The organism is Diaphorobacter ruginosibacter, assembly GCF_014395975.1.
GTDB classification, from domain to species: domain Bacteria; phylum Pseudomonadota; class Gammaproteobacteria; order Burkholderiales; family Burkholderiaceae_C; genus Diaphorobacter_A; species Diaphorobacter_A ruginosibacter.
On sequence record NZ_CP060714.1, the window covers coordinates 1,850,898 to 1,872,467 of the forward strand.

Below are 21,570 nucleotides of genomic sequence, written 5' to 3' on the forward strand. Positions count from 1 at the left end.
CGTACTGGGAGCGTGCTGGTGATTTCCACGCGAGCGCGGCATCGGGCTCTGAGATCAGCAAGACGCACCGAGGGCCGCACGACGCAGGTAAAAGTGATGGCTCACGCTACTGCCTCGGCAACCCGACCACAAAGAGCCCTCGCTCCATGGCACAGTAACGACTCGCATCGGCAGGTCTCCTGGCTTGCACCGTCTTTGGCGCTGTCCGCCCCTTCCCGCCGACAGGTGTCGGCAGTGGTTCCGGCGGCAGCTCGGTGCTCACAGTTGCGAGGACAGCCACGTATTTGCAACGTGTTCCCTTTTCATTCCTCCGTGGAGGAAATCCCATGCTGGCGCGGATTCTACCGGCTCCCGCGAGCATGGCACGGGATGAAACGGCTTCTATCCGATACCCGCGGGCAGCAAGGGGCGCCGGTCCACGTCGGCCCCTTCGCCATGCCCCGGCGCATAGCCTTGCCGCACCTTCACCAGCAGGTTGTCCCTGCTGGCCACCCCGAGGCGGTTATAGAGCTGTCGCCGGTGGTACACGGCCGTGTTGATGCTGATGCCCATGCGCTGGGCGATCTGGTTTTCGGACAGGCCGCGCGCGAGCCACCAGGCCATCTCATGCTGGCGCAGCGGCAGCTTGAGCGCGCCCAGGGCTGACAGCAGTTGCACGCTGTGGGCCACGCGGCGCGTGACGTGCAGTGCGGCGGCCTGGCGGTCGGGCTGCTGGCCCGTGGCGTCGGCCATGCGGGTGGCGCGCAGCGAGAAGCTACCGTGCACATTGCGTATCTCGAGAGCCGGCAGGGCCATGGCCGGCCAGCCCTTGCGCGCGGGCTCGGCCTGCAGCCGGCGCAGCAATTCCAGCAGCACGGGCGGCATGTCCGCGCCGTGGCGCCAATGCCAGCCGAAGGCCATGCGCATCAGCGCCTCGGCCTCGGGCGAAACCCACAGGGGCCGTCCGCGGGGCGTGACCACCACGATGCCCTGGCCCTGCACCTCGCTGTCCGCCGCATCGCTTTCGCTGACCTGCAGGATGCGGGACAGGTGTCCCTCCAGTTGCGCGAGCGTGGCGGCGTCCTCCTGCGAAAAGAAGGTGCCGTGGCGGTACAGGAACACCATGCCCACCCCGCGGCCTTGCGCCGTGCGCAGCACCAGGGTGAGCCAGTCGGTCACACCGGCAGGGCGCAGCATCTCGTTCCAGTAGTCGCTGCGCAGGAGTTCGCTCCGGGATACGGTGAGTACCTCACCGAGCAGGTGCGGCCCGTGCTCGTGGCGCACCATGCCCGCAAAGTGGCGCGGGCTGCGGCGGAACAACTGGCTCTCGTTGCGCTCCATGCGCGGGTCGAAGTAGTGGGGCAGGTTGGCGATGAGTTCCGGGCTCTGCATGTGCGCATGGAGTTCACCGTGCTCGTCGGGATACAGGTAGCCGCCGGAGTCGAAGCCGATCAGTCCGCGCAGGGCATGCAGCACGGGCTCGATGTGCTCGGGCCCGGTGAAATCCAGGCCCGCCATCTGGTGCAGGCGGGCAAGGGCTTGGCGGGGAGGTGCGAGCGACGTCGACATGGTGCGCATTGTCACGCAACTGTAGATATCAAGACCCCACCCCGCCAGGGTGGGGCGGGGAGCGCCCGCTGCCCGCCGGCCCGGACGCCTGCATTTCCGAGGGCCCGGTCTCCCCCCGCCAGGGTGGGGCGCAGCGCGCAGTTCACCGGTAGTCTGCGCAGCCTGCAAACAACCAAGGAGTGTCTTTCACCATGCCTACGCTCAGAACGATCTGCGCATCGCTGCTGCTGGCCGGAGCCTGCACGGCCACCTTCGCCCAAAGCTGCGCTCCCGGCCAATGGCTGGCAGAGTATTTTCCGAACACCGCACTGTCGGGGGCGCCCGTCCTGTCGCGCTGTGAGGACGGTCCCGTCAACCACTACTGGGGCGGCGCCGAGGGCAGTCCCGATCCGGCCCGCCTGCCCGTGGATGGCTTCTCTGCACGCTGGACGGGCACGCTGCCGTTCGAGGCGGGTCCGGCCAAGTTCATCACCTTCACGGACGACGGCGTGCGCGTGTTCGTGGACGGGCAGAACGTCATCGACAACTGGACGCTGCACGGCGTCACCATGGATGTGGCCACCCTGCCCATGACGGCGGGCCAGCACACGGTGCGCATGGAATATTTCGAGGGCGGCGGTGACGGGCTGGCGCAGTTCGTGATCGAGCAGGACCGGGTCTCCACACCCACCGACCCGACCGATCCGGGCGACCCCGGCCCGAATCCAAACCCCAACCCCGAACCGCCACCCTCCAATCCGTTGCCCGTGGTGGGCGGCCTGGGAGCCACGGCCACCCCGCAGGGCGTGCGTCTGGGATGGAATCCCGTCACCAGCAGCGGCAAGTGGGTCAATGGCTACTACACCGGCTGGTTCTGGGAGTATTTCCCGCCCGAGGCCGTGGACATGAGCACGATGACGCACTTCATCTTCGGCCGCTATGCACCGGGACAGGGATCGCTGCCGGGCGGGCAGGCGGGTGAGCTGATGGAGGGCGCGGGCACCGCCCACACGCAGGCGGAGGACCGCCTGATCGCCAAGGCCCACGCGGCCGGCACCAAGGCGATCATGATGCTGGGTGGAGAGTTCGACGGCCCCGGCTTCATGGCCGCCACGGCGGATGCGGGCATTCGTGCCACCTTCATCAAGAACATTCTCGACAAGGCGGAGCAGAAGGGCTACGACGGCGTGGATGTGGACTGGGAGGAAAACCTCGATACCGCCCAGGGCCGCGCCCAGGCGCTGGCGCTGCTGCGCGAGCTGCGCGCGGCGGCGCAGCAGCGCCCGACCTACCAGCCTCCGAACGCGCCGTTCGAGATCAGCTGGCCTGGCTTCTGGGTGAACGTCAACTTCCCCGGCGAGATCACATCCTGGCATGTGCAGGTGGCCGAGGCGGTGGATCGTTTCAACCTCATGACCTACAGCATGGCGGGTGACTGGGGCGGTGGCTGGCAATCGTGGCACCACTCGCCGCTGTTCGGCGAAAGCGGCAGCCATCCCACGTCCGTGGCCTCCACGGTCCAGGCCTACCTGAACGCGGGCGTGCCGCGCGCCAAGCTGGGTATCGGCGTGGGTCTCTATGGCATGTTCTACAACAACCCCATCACCGGCCCCCGCCAGAGCGGCATGCACGGATCCAATAGCGGTGACGGCGTGAACAGCTACCAGCGCCTCGTCAACGACAATGCCTTCGGCCAGCCTGGCGCGACCTACCACTGGGACGACGTGGCCAAGCAAAGCTACATCAGCTACAGCCAGCCCTGGTGGCGCGCGAGCGATGCGCCCGTCACGTACCTCAGCTACGAGGACGAGCGCTCCATCGCTGAAAAGGGCCGGTGGGTGCGTGAGCAGGGCCTGGGCGGCACGCTGGTGTGGACGATCAACTACGGCTACCTGCCCAGCGATGGCAGCAATCCCCAGATGCAGGCCGTCAAGCAATCGTTCATGAACGCCAGCGCGTCGGGCTACCGCGTGTACCGCGACGGAGCCGCGATCGCGACGGTGACGAATGCCGTGCAGTACGTCGATACCGCAGCGCCCGGCGGCAGCCACCGCTACCAGGTGGCGATGATCGACGCCACCGGCAAGGAAGGTCCGCTGTCGGCAGCAGTGAGCGTGCAGGCTCCTTGAGGAGGGAGGAGAGGGCCCCGCGCCGGTGCCGGCTCGGGGCTTTTTTGCGCATGCGGCAGGGTGGCTAGCGGCGAGCGGGCACTGCGTGCCCCAGCTTCGACAGCAGTTCCTCTCTGCCGGTCACGTCCAGCCGGTTGTAGAGCTGGCGCCGGTGGTAGACCGCCGTGTTGAGGCTGATACCCATGCGCTGGGCGACCTGTGATTCGGAGAGTCCGCGTGCCAGCCACCAGGCGAGTTCGTGCTGGCGTTGCGGCAGGGCAAGCGTCTGCAGCGTTGACAGCAGCCGTACGCCGCGCGCCACGCGGTGGGTGATGTGCAGGGCGACGGCGTGTTCCGGCTGCCCGGGCAGTGGGGCGTGCGCGGCATTCATGAGGATGGCGCGCAGCGAGAACCAGCCATGGGCGGTATGCAGCCGCATGGCGGGCAGCTCCATCCGTCCGGAGGGCGCCCGCAGCCGCCGAAGCAGCTCCAGCAGCGCCGCCGGCAGTTGTGCCCCGCGCCGCCAGCGCCAGCCAAAGGCCAGGGGCATCAACGCCTCGGCTTCGGGCGAGATCCACAGCGGCTGTCCCTCAAGCGTGGCGACCAGAACCCCTTCGCTGTGGATCTCGCTGTCCTGCGCATCCATTTCACCGCCTTGCAGGATGTACGCAAGTTGGTGTTCCAGCCGTGCGAGCAGGGCGACCTCCTCGGGCTGGAACGGCTGCGCCCTGGCCGAGCGGAAGAGGAACAGCATGCCTACGCCCTGACCCTGCGGGGTACGCAGGGGCAGGCACAGCCAATCGCGCACCTGTGCAGGCCGCATCACGACGTTGTAGTAGTCACTGCGCAGCAGCGTCTCGAGGGATGTGTCGCGCAGCATCTGCTCCATGCTGCGGGGGCCGTGCTCATGCAGCACGATGTCGCCTGGTGCGCGCAGGGTATTGCGGAAGACCAGGTTCTCGCTGTGCTGGATGCCAGGATCAAGGTGCTCCGGCACGGACGCCTGCACGTCCGGGGACTCCATGAACGCATCGAGCTCGCCATCGGCGCCAGGGTAGAAGTAGCCGCCTGAATCAAAACCGATCACCCGATGCAGCTCCTGCAGAAGAGGCTCGATGAGCAGCGTGCCGCCGGTTCCCAGGCAGGCCATGCCGTGCAGGCGGGCAAGGGCTTGGCGGCGGGCATGGGATGGGCTCATCGCCGCGAATTTAGAGCGCGGCTGCCTGTGCGTCAACGCACTGTAGATGCCGCGCTACATCCCACCCCGGCGGGGTGGTTTCAAGCGCATTGCCTGCCGGTAAGTTCTCCATCGTGACCGACTGATCCTCATGTGTTTGCGTACCTCCCGAAGGTCCGACTCTCGCAAGAACCAACCCGAATACCATGTACCAAAACTCATCCCTGGGCCGCTGGCTGGCGGCCAGCGCGCTGTATCTGGGCCTGCTGGGCGGCAGCCACGCCGGCTGGGCGCCAGGCGCCGACTTTGCCTCCGCGCGCCTGCTGCACACCGCCACCTTGCTGCCCGACGGCAGCGTCTGGCTGGCCGGTGGCCAGGACGGCTCGGGCGGTGTCCTGGCCTCGACGCAGCGCCTAGACCCCGGCAGTGGCCGGTGGGTGGCCGCCGCGAACCTGCCGCAGCCCCGCCTTGCGCATACCAGCACGCGGCTGCGCAACGGAACCGTGCTGATCGCGGGCGGCACCAGCACCACCGGGGGACCGCTGGGCAGCGCATTCATCTACGACGCGCAGGCGGATGCCTTCACGCCCGCGGGTGCGGACATGGCGGTACGCCGTCGCCATCACACGGCGACGCTGTTGCAGGACGGACGGGTGCTGGTCGTCGGCGGCCAGGGCATGGCGGGGCAGGCGGCCCTGCGCAGTGCAGAGATCTACGACCCGGCCACCCGCACGTGGACGGGCATCGACGAGATGCCCGGCAGCGGCGCGCGCCAGCACACGGCCACACTGCTGGCGAACGGCCAGGTGCTGGTGGCGGGAGGCACGGACAACCATGAGAACCCCACGCTGGCCGCGTTTGTCTTCAACCCCGCAAGCGGTGCATGGCAGAGCGTGCCGATGCCGGCGGGACAGCAGCGCAGGGGCCACACAGCCACTTTGCTGCCCGACGGGCGTGTGTACCTGGCGGGCGGGCTGGACAGCGCAGGCCCGCGCCGGGACAGCCTGATCTTTGATCCCGCCTCGCGCGCCTGGACGCAGGGGCCTGAGCTGAATGTGCCGCGCGGAGAGCACCACGCGACGCTCATGCCCGACGGCCGCGTGCTTCTGACAGGTGGCACGGGGCGCGGACCGAACGGCCCCATTCACCTGGCCAGCGCCGAAGCCTTCGATCCGCAGGCCAACACCCACATGGGGGAGGGCAGCATGGCCGCGGGCCGCAGCCACCACACGGCCACCTTGCTGGCGGGTGGTGAGTTGCTGGTCGCAGGCGGAGGCGATGCGATGGCTTCCGTCGAGCTGTTCACGCAGACGCAGGCCCCGGTCAGCGTGGCGGCACTCACGGCCACTTCCGGATCGCGTCGGGCCACACCGTTGGGCGACGGCTCCGTGCTCGTGGCGGGTGGCATCCGAAACAACGTGGAGGCCGTACCCCCTGTGCGCTACCTCCCATCATCCAACCAGTGGTTGCCTGCGGGCACTCCGGTCGCCACCGGCCTGCGCGCGAGCCACACGCAGAGCCTTCTCAGGGATGGCCAGGTGCTGGCGGTCGGTGGCTATGGCGATGGTGGCGTCACGCTGGGCAGCGCCGAGCTGTATGACCCGGTCGGCAATACCTGGAGTGCTGCAGCCGCGCTGACCCAGCTGCGCCAGCTTCACAGCGCCACTTTGCTGGCGGATGGCTCGGTGCTGGTCGCGGGGGGCATGACGGCCTTCAATCCGTCCACAGCGCTGGGCCATGCGGAGATCTACCGCGCAACCGACCGCACGTGGGAAACCGCTGCGCCCCTGCTGGCGCCGCGCTCCGCACAGGCGGCCGTGCCCCTTCCTGGCAACCGGGTGCTTGTGATCGGTGGGCAGTCTGCGCAGGGGGCGGGCATGGCCTCCGTGGAGCGCTACGATGCCGGCACCAACACCTGGACGGCGGTCGCCCCCATGGCCCAGCCGCGCAGGTGGGGACATACGGCCACGCTGCTGCACAGTGGCCGCGTGCTGGTTTCCGGCGGCGACGACGGCACCTACAGGGGGGCCGAGCTCTACGACCCCGCCACGGACACCTGGCAGCCCGCTGGCACCATGGTGAATCGGCGCAGCTTCCATACGGCGACACTGCTGGCTGACGGCCGGGTGCTGGTGGCGGGCGGCTACGCCGGTCCGGCCAATGCGGCGGTGCAACGCCATATGGAGATCTACGATCCGGTCAGCAACCGCTGGGAAGACGCCGGCTCGCTGAACCAGGATCGCGCCGGAGGCCACACCGCCACGCTGCTGCCGAATGGCCAGGTGCTGGTGGTCGGCAGTGCGCTGGTCAGTGTTCCTCCCGGTGACAGCGAGCCGCCACTGCTGATCACGCCATCGCCGCAGGCGGCCGGACGCCAGCGGCCTGCCATCGCGGCGATACAGGGCGCGCGCCGCGCGGGCGTACCGCTGCAACTGCAGGGCTCGGGATTCCTTGGCGATAGCGAGGGCGGCAGCGGTGCCACGCAGCAGTCTGCCTCGAATTTGCCGGTGCTGCGCCTGGAGCGGCTGGGGGGTGGTCCGGCGCTGTGGGTGGCTGCCGCGCAGTCGGATGCCACGAGCCTGGTCTCGCTGCCCTTGCCCGGCTGGCTGCCGGACGGGCCGTACAGCGTGCGGGTGGTCACCGGCGGTGTAGCCTCGGTCGCCTACACCCTGCTGATGCCTGCCGATGGCGACCCACCCGGCATGCCCATGAGCCTGAGCGCGCAGCCGGGGGATGGCCAGGTCGCCATCACATGGCAGGCACCTTCCGGCAGCCCCGTGCCCGTCAGCTATACCGTCACGGCACAGCCGGGCGGTGCGGCCTGCACGGCACAGCATCCCGCCACGACCTGCACGGTCCGCAATCTCGTCAATGGCACGGTCTACAGCTTCACGGCGACAGCCGTGGCGCTGGACGGCAGCACTTCAGCGCCGTCGGCGCCTGTCACCGCGACGCCCGCAGAGTCCATTCCGCCGGTGGGTGCCCCCGGAGTTCCCACCGGCCTCGCCGCGCAGGCTGGTGATCGGCAGGTCACGTTGAGATGGCAAGCGCCCGCAGGCAACCCGGTCCCGACAAGCTACTCCGTGACGGCGCAGCCGGGCGGTGGCGGCTGCACGGCGCAGCATCCCTCCACCACCTGCACGGTGCCGGGTCTGAACAATGGCACGGCCTACGCGTTCACCGTCAGCGCCACGGCCGCGAGCGGTACCTCAGCCCCTTCGCCTCAGGTGACGGCCACGCCCCGGGCTGCGGGCCCGGGACCCAACCCCGATCCCGGCCATCCGGGCAACCTGCGGGCCGTGCCCGCGCTGGGTGTTCCCGCACTGGCATTTCTGGCTTTCGGCGCGGGCGCACTGGGGGCGTTGCGGTTGCGGCGCAGGGCCTGACGGCCGGCCAGGAAAGAAAAAGAAAAGAAAAGGGAGTCCGATGCACAAGCTCTCCATTGCAAGGCGCTGTAGCGCGCTGGCGCTGGCAGGGGCTACCGGCATGCTGGTGGCCTGCCAGACGCCATCGGCCTTTGACGGCCCCGAATACTCCGATGCCACGCGCCAGGTGGAATCTGACCTCATGAGCGAGGCGCGGGCATTGGGCGCGGCACAAGGCGCTGCCGGCATTGCGGCTTCCTTTGATCGAAGTGGCGCGGCCAGCCTGCTGCTGATGCACGGCGGCCAGGCAGCGCGCAATGAACTCATGCGCCGGGCGGATCGGACGTTGCGGGAACAACTGGAGAAGGACAGCGCCGTCTTTCTTCGCCAATATGGCATCGAGGACGACGAACCAGGGCCCGAGCCTGGCATTCAGGGCAGCGAGGAGGGCGCCGCGCCCGCATGCACCGGCCCATGCGGTACCAGGTGACGGAGTGAAGCCTGCCCGGACAGCGTCGAATGCGACGTCGATGCCTCACTACCTGTTGCCCGTCCCCGATACCGGGCACTGCGTCGCGCTGCGCGCATATGCCACGCCGGGGCCGACGCGAGCGAGCGTGGTCATCGGCGGTGCGCTGGGCGTGCGCCAGCATTTCTACGCCGAGTTCGCCCACTGGCTTGCGGAGCAGGGTTACCGGGTGACCACGTTCGACTACCGAGGGCAGGGAGATTCCCGGCAAGGGCCCCTGCGCGAGGTGCGGGCCGACCTGCATGACTGGGCACGCGACTACGAGGCCGTCATCGCGCATGCCAAGGCGTTGAGTCCGGGCTCGCCGCTGTTCCTGCTGGGCCATAGCCTGGGCGCGCAGTTGCCCGGCCTGCTGCGTGAGCCATGCAAGGTGGATGGCCTGCTCTGTATTGCCGCCGGTAGCGGCTATTGGCGTGACTGCACGCCCACCGTCCAATGGGCCGCTCCCTGGTTCTGGCATGTGCTGGTGCCACTGGCGACGGGCGCTTGCGGCTACTTTCCGGGGCGGCGCCTGCGCAAGGTGGGCGACATCCCGGCCGGAGTGATGCTGCAATGGCGTCGCTGGTGCCTGCACCCTCGCTACAGCGTGGGCGCGGAGGGTGAGGCGGCGGCACGCAGCTATGCGGCCATACGCTTTCCCGTCCACGCGCTCTCGATCCGCGACGACGAGCTGATGACATGCCATGGAACGCAGCAGCTCATCGATTTCTACGCCAATGCACCGCGCTGCGTGGAGCGCATCGCACCGGAGGATGTGCCCACCCGGCACATCGGGCATTTCGGATTCTTCCGGCCCGCCTTCGCGGGAAGCCTCTGGCTGCGCGCGGCGCAGGTGCTGGCGGCGTGGGCGGCAGGAAACTGAGAACGTCACCCACGAGCCCGGGCGCGATGCGCGCCCTTTTGCGGAATCACTCCCTGCGTCGCAGCGAGCAATGGCACGGGCTGCGCAAGGTGTCCACGATAAGCCGGGAAGGACCCACCCCGGCGGGGTGGGGTGCGCTCCGCTGTTCGCTGCTACCCTGCGCCTCTTTTCCATCGACAACCGCCTTCTTGCGAAAGAGCCAGAGATCCTTATGTTTCGCCTTCCCGTCATCACCCTTGTTCTGTGTGCAGCGCTGACAAGCGCCTGGGCCGCAGGTGTGGCCGACCCGGCCACGTTCCGCCTCACTCCGGCGCTGCTGGACCGCATGGAGGCCGCGACGGCCGAGGTCAACAAGCTGCCTGCGAAAACCGGCTCCAGGCCGGGGCAGAACGCTGACGACAGCAGCGACGACGATGATGATGATGAAAGCGTCGAGGACATGGCCCGCAAGATCGACGCCGATCCCCGTGTGCGCTCGGTGCTGGCGCGCCACGGATTGACCAGTGTGGAGTACGCAACCGCGACACTCGCAGCCTTCCACGCCGGCATGGCGCTGGCTGTCGAGAAGGGCCCCGGCGCAGCCAAGGCGGCGCAGGGCTTCACCGCCGCGCAGCGCGCCAACGTGGAAGTGATGCGCTCGCGCAAGAAGGCCCCGAAATAGCGGCTGGCGGAAAGCCGGCCCCGGCATGCCTTCCGCAGGCACCTGTCGCGAAGGTGCCTCGCGAGGGGCTGATGGGCGGGAAGCCCTGGGGCAAGACCCTAAACTAGGGGCTCGTCGCCTCGCCATGCCATGTGCAGGGCCGGCGGTCTCAACTGCCCATGCCATGGAGGCGCATGCAGCCCGTGTCATCTCCGCTCGTCAGCACCCTCTACGCCGGCTCGATTCCCCAGGCCAAGCTCAGCCCGCCACGCCCTTCCACGGCCCAGGTGCCGCGGGCGGTGATGCAGGCGAGGCTGCAGGAGGCCCTGCGCGCGCGGCTGGTGCTGGTGCGGGCACCCGCGGGCTTTGGCAAGACCACGGCCATGCAGCAACTGCGTACGCAATACGAGTCGGCGGGCATCGCCACGGCATGGCTGACGCTGGATGCGGCGGACAATGACGTGTCGCGCCTGCTGCATTGCATGGGCAGCGCCGTGCGGGCGCTGGACGCCCAGGCGGGCACGGCGAGCGATCTCTTCGGCGTGCTGAATGCATTGGCGCGCGACAACCTGCCGTTTGCCTTGTTTCTCGACGACTTCGAGGTGCTGCAGAGCGATGCGGTGATGGGGCTGGTGCGCCAGTTTGCCGAACAGCTTCCCGCATGCGGGCGCCTGGTGATCGGTTCACGGGCCATGCCGGAAATGGGGCTGGGCCGCATGCGTGCGCGGGGACAGTTGCTGGAGATCGACGCGGCCGCGCTGCGCTTCACCGAGGACGAGGCCCGCGAGTTCTTCCGCCTGCGTGGCTGCGCCTTGCCGCCCAAGGCGATGGCGCAGTTGCTCGACAAGACCGAGGGGTGGATCAGCGCGCTCTGGCTGGCGTCGCTCGCGCTGGAAAAGCGCGGGCAGTACCGCGAGTTCGTCGAGCGCTTCTCGGGCACCGACCAGGCCGTGGCGGAATACCTGGCCGAGGACGTGCTGGCCCAGCAGAGCGAGGAAGTGCGTGATTTTCTTCTGCGCACCAGCATTCTGCGCACGCTCGACCCCCGGGTCTGCGAGGCGCTGGTGCCGCGCTGTGATTGCGCCGCGATGCTGGGGCGGCTCGATGCGGAGAACCTGTTTCTCACGCCGCTCAGCGGTGACAACGGCAGTTATCGCTACCACAGCCTGTTTGCCGACTTCCTTCGCGCACAGCTCGCACGGGAGCAGCCTCGGGAAGTGGCCCGGCTGCACCTGGCCGCCTCGGGCTGGTACGAGTCGCAGGCTCGCCCGGTGCCTGCCATCGAGCATGCGCTGGAAGGCGGTGATTTCCCCCATGCGCTGCACCTGCTGCGCGAACACGCCGAGCACCTGCTCGAGCAGGGACGCATGCGGCTGCTGTCGCGCTGGTTTGCCGCCATTCCTGCGGAGCTGCTGGTCGACGAGCCCCTGCTGCAGGTGGCCGCGGTCTACGCCGAATGCTTCACGCGCGGAGCCTGGCAGGCGCAGCAGCGCCTGGATCGATCGCCCGCGCAGCACAGCGCCGATGCGTCGGTGCAGGCCCATCTGAATGCCTTGCGCCCCTTGTTGCTGGCCACGATGGACCGGGTGGAGGAGGCCCTTCCTGCCGGGCGCGCGGCCCTCATGCATGTGCCCAGCTGCCGGCCGTTTGCCGACAGCACGCTGGCCAATGCCATGGCCTTCGTGGTCTCGGTGATGGGGGATGCGCGCGAGGCCTATGCATTGCTGGACGCGGCCCACGGCACGCAGGACGGCAGCATCTTCAGCCGCATGTACTCGGAGTCCGTGCAAGGGGTGCTCGACCAGTCCGAGGGCCGGCTGCGGCAGGCGGCCGCGCGCTTCAGGGTGGCCTTGGCAGCCACGCCGCGAGCGGCCTCGTACAACCCCACCAACGGCAATGCGTGGGCTGGCGTGCTGCATGCGGGTGTGCTCTACGAAAGCAACGACCTGGATGTGGCCGACCACCTGCTCAACGTCTACCTGCCGCTGGCGCGCGACGCAGGGCTGCCGGACCATGTGATCGTCAGCTACCGCATGCGCGCGCGCATCGCGTTCCTGCGCGGCGACGTGGACTCGGCCTTCGGCCTGCTGACCGAACTGGAGTTCCTGGGCCACGACAGGCAGCTGCCGCGCGTCACCGCCAGTGCCAGGCTGGAGCAGGCACGCATCTTCACCCTGCAGGGCAATGGCCAGGCCGCAGCCGATGCGCTGCAGCGCGCGGACGACCCTGCGGTGTGGCCGCGCATCGAGCGGTTGCGCTTTGCGGCGCACGAGGTGGAGGACATCGCCATCGGCCGCCTGCGCTGGCGGCTGCGCTTCGTCCATGGGCTTGGCGAGCTCGAACGCGACCTGGCCGCGCATGTCACCCAGGCCCAGGCCAGCGGCCGTCGCCATCGCGAGCTCAAGCTGCGCCTGCTAAGCGCACTGGCCCTCGCGCGCAACGGGCGTCATGGTGAGTCGCTGGAGGCGTTGTCCGGCGTGCTGCACCACACGGCGCAGGAGGGATTCATGCGCCTGCTGCTGGATGAAGGCGCACTGCTGGCGCCGCTGCTGCGCCGGTTTCAGCGCGATGCCCGTTGTGCACGGGACGCCGGGCCCATCATCGTCGATCACGTCGCCCAGTTGCTGGAGGCCCTGGACAGAAGCGGCGAACTCATCGAGCCCGAAGAACCGCCGGATGAGGCAGACGCCGGAGCCGTGGACGCGCCGCCCGTGCTGGTGGACCCCTTGAGCCGTAAGGAGCTGAAGGTGCTGGAACTCGTGGCCTCGGGTTACTCCAATGCCGCGATGGCCGAGCGGCTGTTTGTCTCGGAGAGCACGGTGCGTACGCACCTGCGCAGCATCAACGTCAAGCTGGGCGCACGCAGCCGCACTCAGGCGGTGGCGCTGGCCCGTCGGCTGGGTGTCGTGCGCTGACCCCTGTCACGGGGCGGTGGCGCTCGGGGAAATATGTCGGAACCGACGAGGCGCATGCCTGTCCACAGGGCTAAGCTGCGACCAGTCGCAAGGGTGCACGCGCGATGCAGTCATCGATGCGCTCCGCGCCCCCGGCTTTCGGAACAACATGGAAAGGCATTTGTCATGAGCTTGCAGTTCACCCCGTCGTGGTCCGATCCGGACATCGAGCTGTACCGGGAAAGCGTGGTGCGCTTCATCGAGGAGGAGGTGCTGCCACGCGACGAGGAGGCGCGAAAGCGCGGCCATGTGGGGCACGAGATATGGCGCAAGGCCGGCGAGCTTGGCCTGCTGTGTTCCGACATTCCCGAGGAGTACGGCGGCGCGGGCGGTGATTTCCGGCACGAGGCCGTGCTCTACGAAGAGATGTTCAGGCGCTCGCTCACGGGCATGAACGTGTCGGTTCACAGCATCGTCGCGCACTATTTCCTCAACCACGGCACCGAGGAGCAGAAGCGCAGCTACCTGCCACGCATGGCGCGCGGCGAGCTCGTCGGCGCGATCGCGATGACCGAGCCCGGCGCGGGCTCCGACCTGCAGGCCATCCGTACCCGGGCCGAGAAGCGGGACGACCACTATCTGGTCAACGGCAGCAAGACCTTCATCACCAACGGCTTTCTGGCAGGCGTGGTGCTGGTGGCCTGCAAGACCAACCCCGAGGAACGCGCCAAGGGCACGTCGATCCTCATCGTGGAGACCGAGGGCACGGAGGGCTACCGGGTGGGCCGCGTGCTCGACAAGATCGGCATGAAGGCGCAGGACACGTCGGAGCTGTACTTCGATGACGTGCGCGTGCCGCATGACCGCCTGCTGGGCGGGGCGGAGGGCCAGGGCTTCTTCCAGCTCATGTCGGACCTGCCCTATGAGCGGCTGATCATCGGCGTCACCGGCCTTGCCACCATGGAGGCCGCCTACCAGGCCACCCTGGACTACGTGCGTGAGCGCAAGGCCTTTGGCAAGACGCTGTTCGAGCAGCAGAACACCCGGTTCAAGCTGGCGGAGATCGCCACCCAGGTGACCGTGGGCCGGGCCTTCATCGACCGCTGCATCGAGCAGATGGTGGAGGGCAGGCTCGACACGGTCACCGCGTCGATGGCCAAGCTCTGGGGCTCGGAGATGCAGGGCAAGGTGGTGGACGAATGCCTGCAGCTCTTTGGCGGCTATGGCTACATGAACGAGTACCTGATCGCCCGCATGTATGCCGACGCGCGCATCCAGCGCATCTACGGCGGCACCAGCGAGATCATGAAGGAGGTCATCGCGCGCGCGATGTGACGGTGTGATGGCATGACGATGCGGGCTGTGCTCAGCGTGGTGCGTCGCCGCCGCTGCCTGCCCGGTGCGCTCTCCAGGCGCCGAGTGCATCCTCGAGCGAGAGCGAGGAGGGCGGCATGGGCTGCACGGAACCGCTGCGCGAAAAACGCGGAGCCGGCGCAGGCTGGATCACGCCTGCCGCCTCGACGAAGGTGCCGCGCGCACGGTTGTGCGGATGCGCGGGCGCCTCGTCCCAGTCGAGCACCGGGGCGAAGCAGGCATCCGTGCCCTCCAGCAGCGTGCACCATTCGTCGCGCGTGCGGGTGCGGAACAGGTCGGCCAGCCGCAACTTGAGCAGGGGCCAGCGGGTGGTGTCCATCTGCTCGTCGAACAGCGGGTCCTGGATGCCGCAGCGCTCGCGCAGCTCGGCGTAGAACTGTGGCTCGATGGCACCGATGGCAACGTGTCTGCCGTCGGCGCAGGCGTAGGCATCGTAGAAGTGGGCACCGCCGTCGAGCATGTTCTCGCCGCGCTGGTTGCTCCATTGCCCCGCGGCCTTGAAGCCATACATGAATGCGGAGAGCAGGGCGGATCCGTCCGTCATGGCCGCGTCGATGACCTGGCCGCGACCGCTGCGGCGGGCCTCGTGCAGGGCCGCGAGCAGGCCTACCGCCAGCAGCATGCCGCCGCCGCCGAAATCCCCCACGTAGTTGAGCGGAACGACCGGCGCCTCTCCGTGTCGGCCGATCGCATGCAAGGCTCCCGACAGCGCGATGTAGTTGATGTCATGCCCGGCCGCATGCGCCATGGGGCCGGATTGGCCCCAGCCCGTCATGCGGCCATAGATGAGCCTCGGGTTGCGCGCCATGCAGGCCTCGGGGCCGAGGCTCAGCCGCTCCATGACGCCCGGACGGAAGCCCTCGACCAGCATGTCGGCCTGCTCCAGCAGTTCCAGCAGCGCGTCCCGGCCCGGTTCGCATTTCAGGTCGATGGCCACCTGCCGGCGGCTGCGCGCCATCACGTCGGCCGCATCGATCGGCGTGCCGGGCCGTACGATGCGCAGCACCTCCGCCCCGAAGTCCGCCAGCAGCATGGCGCAGAAAGGGCCCGGCCCGATCCCCGCCATCTCGATCACACGCACACCCTCCAGGGGTCCTGCCATTCCCGTCTCCTTGCTGATGATTCCGGCACTTCGCCTGCGTATGCGGGAAAGCCCGGGAAGACACCATGATGGCTGCTTGCCGGCGCGCGGGCATCGTCGGAAGCGACGAATCGGCGAGGCACCGGATCACGGGAGGAGGAGACTGCATGGTCCCGGCACGGGAAATGCCGTGCCAGAATCCGGGCCATGATCTTTTCCCATGGGCGTAGTCCCCTGATCTGGCTGCTGGCCTGGGCTGCCGTGGCCGCCGCGGGGCCGCATGGCTCGCGCATGCGCGCCTGCTGGCGCTGGAGGACGCGTTCGTGACGGATGCGCGCATCGTGCATCGGCTGCTCAGCCAGCGCGCCGTGCAGCATGACGCGGTGATGGCGATGCTGCCGCTGCTGCAGCCCCCGGTCGATCGTCCGGGCGATGTGGCGGTGCCGCTGCCGCGCCTGCCTGCCGCATACCCCCAGATCATCGAAGTGCTGCGCCGCCTGCAGGGCAGCGCCTGGCCGGCCGGTTGGACCGACGCCTTGCGCACTCGGCTGGAGGAGGCGGCTGCGCGCTCGCGCCAGAGCGGCCATGCAGAGCTTGCGCAGGCCGACCTGCCTGCGGGCCGGGTGTGGCTGGCGCTTGCGGGTCAGGTTGCCGGCCAGTCCGGTGGCCGGGCAGCGAACCCGCCGGTCGATTTCGCGCTGTTGCTGGACCTGCGCGCGACGATTCCATGGGACGAATGGCCCATGGATGCCGGCTCCAGCCCGGTGCGCGTGCGTCTCGAGTACGAGGGACAGGCTTTCGTGGTGCAGGCGGGGCGGCATCTGGCCAACGGCTGGCACTACGATTTCCACAAGACGCTGGCCGCGCAGAGCCAGCCTTTCGACGTGGTGCTGGAGCGTGATGTGGGATGGAGCGAGCTGCCCTGGGGGCGCATGCTGGCCTGGGCCCTGGTCAGTGCGGCGGTGCTGGCGGTGCTGCGCTCGCTGCTGCGCCAGCGCGTGGCGGCACGCCGCGCCGAGGAGCTGCTGCGCGTCGGGCAGGTTGCGCGGCTCAACCAGCTGGGCGAGCTGGCGGCTGGCATGGCGCATGAGCTGAACCAGCCGCTCACTGCGCTCCTTGCCAATACGCAGGCGGCACAGCGGCTGCTGGGGGATGACGAGCCGGACCTGGATACCGCTCGCCATGCGATGGGCCAGGCCGTGGACCAGGCGCGGCGTGCCAGCGCGGTGGTGGGCCGCCTGCGCAGGATCGTGGAGCGGCCCGACCTGTCGGGACAGGCCCAGCCGCTCGCTCTGCAGGCCGCGGTGCATGACGCCCTGCACCTGCTGGAGCCCGAGCTGCGTCGCCGGGGCATCGCCCTGCAGGTGGATGCTCCGGCCGATCTGCCCGCCGTGCTCGCGGAGCCCGTGGCGCTGCAGCAGATCATCCACAACCTTGTGATGAATGCGCTGCAGGCGATGGACCAGGTCGATGCAGGCCGGCGCCGCCTGCGAGTGAGCCTGCGCACCGAGGGCGCACGGGCCCTGCTGAGCGTGCGCGACACCGGGCCGGGTATTGGACCCGAAGCGCGGGCGCGGCTGTTCACTCCGTTCTACACCACCCGCGAGGGCGGCCTGGGCCTGGGTCTTTCGCTCTCGGAAAGCCTGGCGCAGGCAATGGGCGGCGAGCTCACCCTGGCTCCGCCCACAAATGTTCCGGGCGACGAGCCTGGCGCCGAATTCCTTCTGCTGCTTCCGCTGGCCTCCAGTTCCTGAAGCCCATTCCACGCACTGCCCGAGCACCCCCATGACATCCTCCCTTTCGCCCCTCATCCATCTCGTGGACGATGATGCCGCCGTACGCGACAGCCTGGCGCTGCTCATCGGCACGGTGGGCCTGCGCGTTCAGCCATGGAGCGATCCTCAGGTGTTTCTCTCGGAGTTCGACCGTGGGGATGTGGGGGCCATCGTGCTGGATGTGCGCATGCCGGGCACCAGCGGACTGGCAGTGCTTGATACGCTGGTGGAGCAGGGCGTAGACCAGCCGGTCATCATGCTCACGGGCCACGGTACGGTGGAGATGTGCCGCCGTGCGTTCAAGGCTGGTGCGGCGGAATTCCTTGAAAAGCCGGTGGATGACGAGCTCCTCATCGAGGCGCTGCAGGCGGCCGTGCGCCAGCATGTGCGCTCGCGCGAGCGTCACAAGGCCGACCTGCATGCCCGTGAGCGCTACGCTCAGCTCTCGGGCCGTGAGCGTGAGGTGCTGGGCCTGATCGTGGAGGGGCTCACAAACAAGGAGATCGGGCGTGCGTTGACGCTCTCGCCGCGCACGGTGGAAACGCATCGTGCCAACCTGTTCGGCAAGCTGGAGACCGACTCCCTGGCCCAGCTCATCCGCCGCTATGCGGCGCTGGTCGACGAAGACACTGCGTAGTTCTACGGAGGCACGCGCGTAACCCGCCGCATTGGCGCGCAGAGGGCGTTTTCCTACAGTTGCACCACATTCACAGCAACCGGAGAAATCGCATGAAACGCACTCTGACCCTCGCCGTCCTGACCCTGGCCACCGCAGTCACCGCTCATGTCGCCAGCGCCCAGGGCGTGCGCACCGAAAAGAACATCTCGCTCGAGCTGGCCAACCAGATCGCCGCACAGACCGTGGCTGCCTGCACCGCCGGCGGCTATGCCGTGACCGCCACCGTGGTGGATCGTGCCGGCACCGTGCGCGCCGTCCAGCGTGCCGACAACGCCGGCCCGCATACCGTGGAAGCCAGCCGCGCCAAGGCATTCACCTCGGCATCGGCCAAGGCACCGTCGCTCGCCATCATGGAGAACTCGCAGAAGAACCCTGGTGCAGCGAACCTGAAGGACATCCCCGGCTTCCTGCTGCTCGGCGGCGGCGTGCCCGTGAAGGTGGACAACGAAGTGATCGGCGCCGTGGGCGTGGCCGGTGCTCCCGGCGGCCATCTGGACGACCAGTGCGCCCAGGCGGCCCTGGCCAAGGTGGCGGACCTGCTGAAGTGATCGCAAGGAAAGAAGCAACCATGACACGTACTTTCAGCATCGCAGGCATTCTCCCCGTCCTCGCCCTGGCAGCCGCCGGCAGCGCCTTTGCCGCCGACAGCGCAGGCAGCAGCGGCAGCAACTACTACGGCGCACTGCGCATCAATTCGGCCAGCTACAAGGCCCACGACATGGACTCCAGCGCCCGCCCGGGCCTGGGCCAGTTCGTGCCAGGCGACGACTCCAACACGGCGGCGGGCGGCTCGCTGGCGCTGGGCTACCATCTGCCATCGAACTGGCGCGTGGAAGCGGAATACACGCTGCCGAAGAACAATGAGTTCACCAGCGGCTCCACCAACTTCCCGACCAGCTTCAACCACCACAAGATCCGCTCGCAGCGCCTGATGGTCAATGCCTACAAGGACTTCCCGCTGAGTTCCTCGTTCTCGCTGTACGGCACCGCCGGCCTGGGCGTCGCCAAGCTGGAGTCCAAGGGCTGGCAGGGCAACGTGAACCGCCAGTACTTCGGCGATTCGCAGAACAACCTGGCGTACTCGGTGGGCTTCGGCGTGAGCTACTCGCCGGTGCACAAGGTCAGCATCGACCTCGGCTACCGCTATGTCGCCATGGGCAAGACCAGGAGCGGCGCGAACAACTTCACGAACGTCCGTGGCCTGCAGGACGAGCAGATGCGCGCCAAGCTCACTTCGAGCGAGATCACGCTCGGACTGCGCTACAGCTTCTGAGGTCGCCAAGGCGCTCCGCGCATCACGCACGGGCCTCCATCTCTGCGATACTGTTCACCGGATCAACTGGTGGGATGCCTCGGTGAGAGCGAGGCAGCGTTGATGGAGTGCTCCGGAATGAGCAATGTTTACCAATCGGCTGCCCCTTCTTCCCCTTCCGCGCCTTCTTCTTCGGCGCTGTCGGCCGCTGGCGACTGGATCACGGCGCAGGAGCGGGTTGACTGGCAGTCGTCGGGCCTGCTTCCACTCCATCAGTGGGATGGAGCGGTCAAGGCCGTCATCCGGCTGATGGCCAGCGCTCCTACGCCCATGCTGCTGATGATGGGTCCGAGGGGTATTCTTCTTGCCAACGAGGCGGCCCAGGGCCTTCTGGCCGGGCCGGCGCCAATGCTCAATGGACGCTCGGTACTGGACGTCTGGCCGGAGAGCGATCGGTTTCATTCCTGGCTTCTGCAGACGGTGGCCGCGGGGCAGGCGGTTCGCGTTCGCGAGCGGGCCTTCAGTCGTCCCGGTGCCAGCGGACGGCAGACACTCTTGCTTGATCTCGATGCCACGCCCGTGGTGAGCGAGGCCGGTGCCGTCGTCGCCGTCCTGTGCATTGCGCACGATGTCACGGACTGGGACCTGTGCACGCGCCGGCTGGCGGATTCGGAGCAACGGTTGCGCCATGCGCTCGAAGGCTCGGGGCTGGTGGGCACCTGGACGCTTGACCTGGCAACCCGCGAGACCGTGGCGGACGCCAGTGTGGCCCGGATGTACGGGCTCTCGGCCGAGCAGTGCGAGCATGGCATTCCCGATGCGCATTTCCTCCAGGCAGTCCACCCCGAGGATCTCCCCCAGGTGACAGCTGCATTTTCCGAGGCCGAACGAACCGGAACGCCCTACCGCTGCCGCTACCGTGTGGTCGAGCGCGGGGGAACGACTGCTCGCTGGGTGATCTCTTCGGCGAGTCCCTGCAGGAACGCGGAAGGGCAGGTGTTCCAGTTCCTGGGCGTGATCGTCAACGTGACCGAACAGATGGAGACCGTCTCGGCGCTTGCGAAGAGCCGGTTCCACTTCCGTACCCTCACGGAGGCGCTGCCCCAGATCGTCTGGAGCTGCGATGGGGAAGGGCGGCATGACTACTTTTCAGTGCGCTGGAGCGAATTCACCGGCGTGGACCTGAAGGACGTCAACGAGGACACCTGGAAGACCCTCGTCTATCCCGAGCACTGGGAAAGGGTGCAGGCCGCCTGGGGAAATGCGCTGCGTACGGGGAGTTCCTATGACATCGACTACCGCTTCCGCCATCGCTGCGGGGAGTACCGGTGGCTGCGGGTGATGGCCCTGCCGATCCGTGACGAGGAGGGGCGGATTGTTCGCTGGTTCGGCACGAGCACGGACGTTCACGAGGCCTACCAGATCGCAGAGGAGCGGGAACGCTTTGCAAGGGAGCTCGAGCGCATCGCGGCAGAGGACCAGTTGACCGGTGTGCTGACACGTCGCGCCTTTCTGGCGCGCGCGGCGGCCTGGGTCGATGCACAGCTGCCCGCCCAGGCTGGAGCGAGCCTGCTGATGCTGGATGTGGACCATTTCAAGAACATCAACGACCTGCATGGGCATTCCGCGGGCGACCGGGCGTTGACCGCATTGGCCCACACGATCAAGGCATCGGTGAGGCCGCAGGACCTGACGGGGCGCATGGGGGGCGAGGAGTTCGCCATTTTCCTGCCCGGTTGCGGGGAGGCAGATGCCGTGCGCCTTGCGGAGTGCATCTGCCAGAGCCTTGCGGGCGGCAGGGTGGACGTGGACGCCGGCGTCACGATCGCCGTGACCGCCAGCATCGGCGTGACGACCGCCAGGGTGGAGCCAGGAGTTCTCGAGACCATGCTGTCGACGGCGGACAAGGCCCTCTATGTCGCCAAGTCAAGAGGCCGCAACCAGACATTCTTCTCGGCCGCTCCGGCGCCTTCTGCACCATCTGCTTCTTCGGTCATCCGCCGCTGAAATGCAGACATGGCGGCCGGTCCATCCCATACCGGGGATGTTCAGGTGCCTTGCCGTCGCAGTGCGCAGTTCGTCCAGGCTGAAACCCGCGCGCTGCCCGGCCGTGATCAGCCTGAGCACCAGGGCTGCATCGGCAGGGTCGCTGCGATGGCCGTAGGCCTGGCGTTCCACCGCCCTGAGCAGGCCGATGCGTTCGTAGAGGCGCATGCGGGAGGGTGCAAGGCCCGGTTTCCCAGGTTCGAGGTGACGCCCCATCGCGAAGGACCCGAGCTCATCCGGCAGGGTGCATAAGCCCGTTGA

Annotated in this window: 16 protein-coding genes and 1 riboswitch; of the genes, 13 read left to right on the forward strand and 3 right to left on the reverse strand. The window is 68.2% G+C overall.

The window, feature by feature from the left end; genetic code table 11:
- Positions 1 to 152: 152 nt before the first annotated feature.
- Positions 153 to 343, reverse strand: a riboswitch (cobalamin riboswitch).
- Positions 344 to 381: 38 nt separating this feature from the next.
- Positions 382 to 1,548, reverse strand: a complete 1,167-nt coding sequence (locus H9K76_RS08490) for a helix-turn-helix transcriptional regulator (protein WP_246475397.1) — start codon at positions 1,546 to 1,548, stop codon at positions 382 to 384.
- Positions 1,549 to 1,739: 191 nt separating this feature from the next.
- Between H9K76_RS08490 and H9K76_RS08495 the strand changes: the two genes are divergently transcribed.
- Positions 1,740 to 3,656: a glycosyl hydrolase family 18 protein gene (locus H9K76_RS08495; protein WP_187599533.1), complete on the forward strand. Its 1,917-nt coding sequence runs from the start codon at positions 1,740 to 1,742 to the stop codon at positions 3,654 to 3,656.
- A gap of 64 nt (positions 3,657 to 3,720) precedes the next feature.
- On the opposite strand, the gene H9K76_RS08500 is transcribed toward H9K76_RS08495, so the two are convergent.
- Positions 3,721 to 4,833 carry a helix-turn-helix transcriptional regulator gene (locus H9K76_RS08500; protein WP_246475399.1) on the reverse strand — a complete coding sequence of 371 codons (1,113 nt, stop codon included), beginning with the start codon at positions 4,831 to 4,833 and terminating at the stop codon, positions 3,721 to 3,723.
- A 185-nt stretch (positions 4,834 to 5,018) separates the two neighbouring features.
- Here H9K76_RS08500 and H9K76_RS08505 point away from each other — a divergent pair, with 185 nt between their 5' ends.
- The 6 genes from H9K76_RS08505 (at position 5,019) to H9K76_RS08530 (ending at position 14,437) form a co-directional block, all read left to right on the forward strand.
- On the forward strand, positions 5,019 to 8,198 hold the full coding sequence (locus H9K76_RS08505; protein ID WP_187599535.1) for a Kelch repeat-containing protein: 3,180 nt from the start codon (positions 5,019 to 5,021) through the stop codon (positions 8,196 to 8,198).
- Between the two features lie 40 nt (positions 8,199 to 8,238).
- Positions 8,239 to 8,667, forward strand: a complete 429-nt coding sequence (locus H9K76_RS08510; RefSeq protein ID WP_187599537.1) for a hypothetical protein — start codon at positions 8,239 to 8,241, stop codon at positions 8,665 to 8,667.
- A 40-nt stretch (positions 8,668 to 8,707) separates the two neighbouring features.
- Complete coding sequence (locus H9K76_RS08515; protein WP_187599539.1) at positions 8,708 to 9,568, forward strand: alpha/beta hydrolase family protein; 861 nt, start codon at positions 8,708 to 8,710, stop codon at positions 9,566 to 9,568.
- Between the two features lie 211 nt (positions 9,569 to 9,779).
- Positions 9,780 to 10,229 (forward strand): hypothetical protein, encoded by a 450-nt coding sequence (locus tag H9K76_RS08520; protein WP_187599540.1) that lies wholly within the window; start codon positions 9,780 to 9,782, stop codon positions 10,227 to 10,229.
- A gap of 173 nt (positions 10,230 to 10,402) precedes the next feature.
- Positions 10,403 to 13,123, forward strand: a complete 2,721-nt coding sequence (locus H9K76_RS08525) for a winged helix-turn-helix domain-containing protein (protein WP_187599542.1) — start codon at positions 10,403 to 10,405, stop codon at positions 13,121 to 13,123.
- Between the two features lie 165 nt (positions 13,124 to 13,288).
- Positions 13,289 to 14,437 carry an acyl-CoA dehydrogenase family protein gene (locus H9K76_RS08530; RefSeq protein ID WP_187599544.1) on the forward strand — a complete coding sequence of 383 codons (1,149 nt, stop codon included), beginning with the start codon at positions 13,289 to 13,291 and terminating at the stop codon, positions 14,435 to 14,437.
- Between the two features lie 31 nt (positions 14,438 to 14,468).
- Here the strand turns inward: H9K76_RS08530 and H9K76_RS08535 are convergent, their stop codons facing one another.
- Positions 14,469 to 15,578 (reverse strand): CaiB/BaiF CoA transferase family protein, encoded by a 1,110-nt coding sequence (locus H9K76_RS08535; protein ID WP_187599546.1) that lies wholly within the window; start codon positions 15,576 to 15,578, stop codon positions 14,469 to 14,471.
- Positions 15,579 to 15,880: 302 nt separating this feature from the next.
- Between H9K76_RS08535 and H9K76_RS08540 the strand changes: the two genes are divergently transcribed.
- From H9K76_RS08540 to H9K76_RS08565, 6 genes are all read left to right on the forward strand, one after another.
- Entirely contained in the window at positions 15,881 to 17,311 is a 1,431-nt protein-coding gene (locus tag H9K76_RS08540; protein ID WP_246475403.1) for a sensor histidine kinase, read from the forward strand.
- A 31-nt stretch (positions 17,312 to 17,342) separates the two neighbouring features.
- On the forward strand, positions 17,343 to 17,969 hold the full coding sequence (locus H9K76_RS08545; RefSeq protein WP_187599547.1) for a response regulator transcription factor: 627 nt from the start codon (positions 17,343 to 17,345) through the stop codon (positions 17,967 to 17,969).
- Between the two features lie 92 nt (positions 17,970 to 18,061).
- A complete protein-coding gene (locus tag H9K76_RS08550) occupies positions 18,062 to 18,559 on the forward strand; it encodes a GlcG/HbpS family heme-binding protein (protein WP_187599549.1) in 498 nt (165 codons plus the stop codon).
- A gap of 20 nt (positions 18,560 to 18,579) precedes the next feature.
- Positions 18,580 to 19,284, forward strand: coding sequence for an outer membrane protein (locus H9K76_RS08555; protein ID WP_187599551.1), 705 nt, complete (start codon positions 18,580 to 18,582; stop codon positions 19,282 to 19,284).
- Between the two features lie 117 nt (positions 19,285 to 19,401).
- Positions 19,402 to 21,270, forward strand: a complete 1,869-nt coding sequence (locus tag H9K76_RS08560; protein ID WP_187599553.1) for a sensor domain-containing diguanylate cyclase — start codon at positions 19,402 to 19,404, stop codon at positions 21,268 to 21,270.
- 9 nt (positions 21,271 to 21,279) lie between these two features.
- Entirely contained in the window at positions 21,280 to 21,561 is a 282-nt protein-coding gene (locus H9K76_RS08565; RefSeq protein WP_187599555.1) for a hypothetical protein, read from the forward strand.
- Positions 21,562 to 21,570 lie beyond the last annotated feature (9 nt).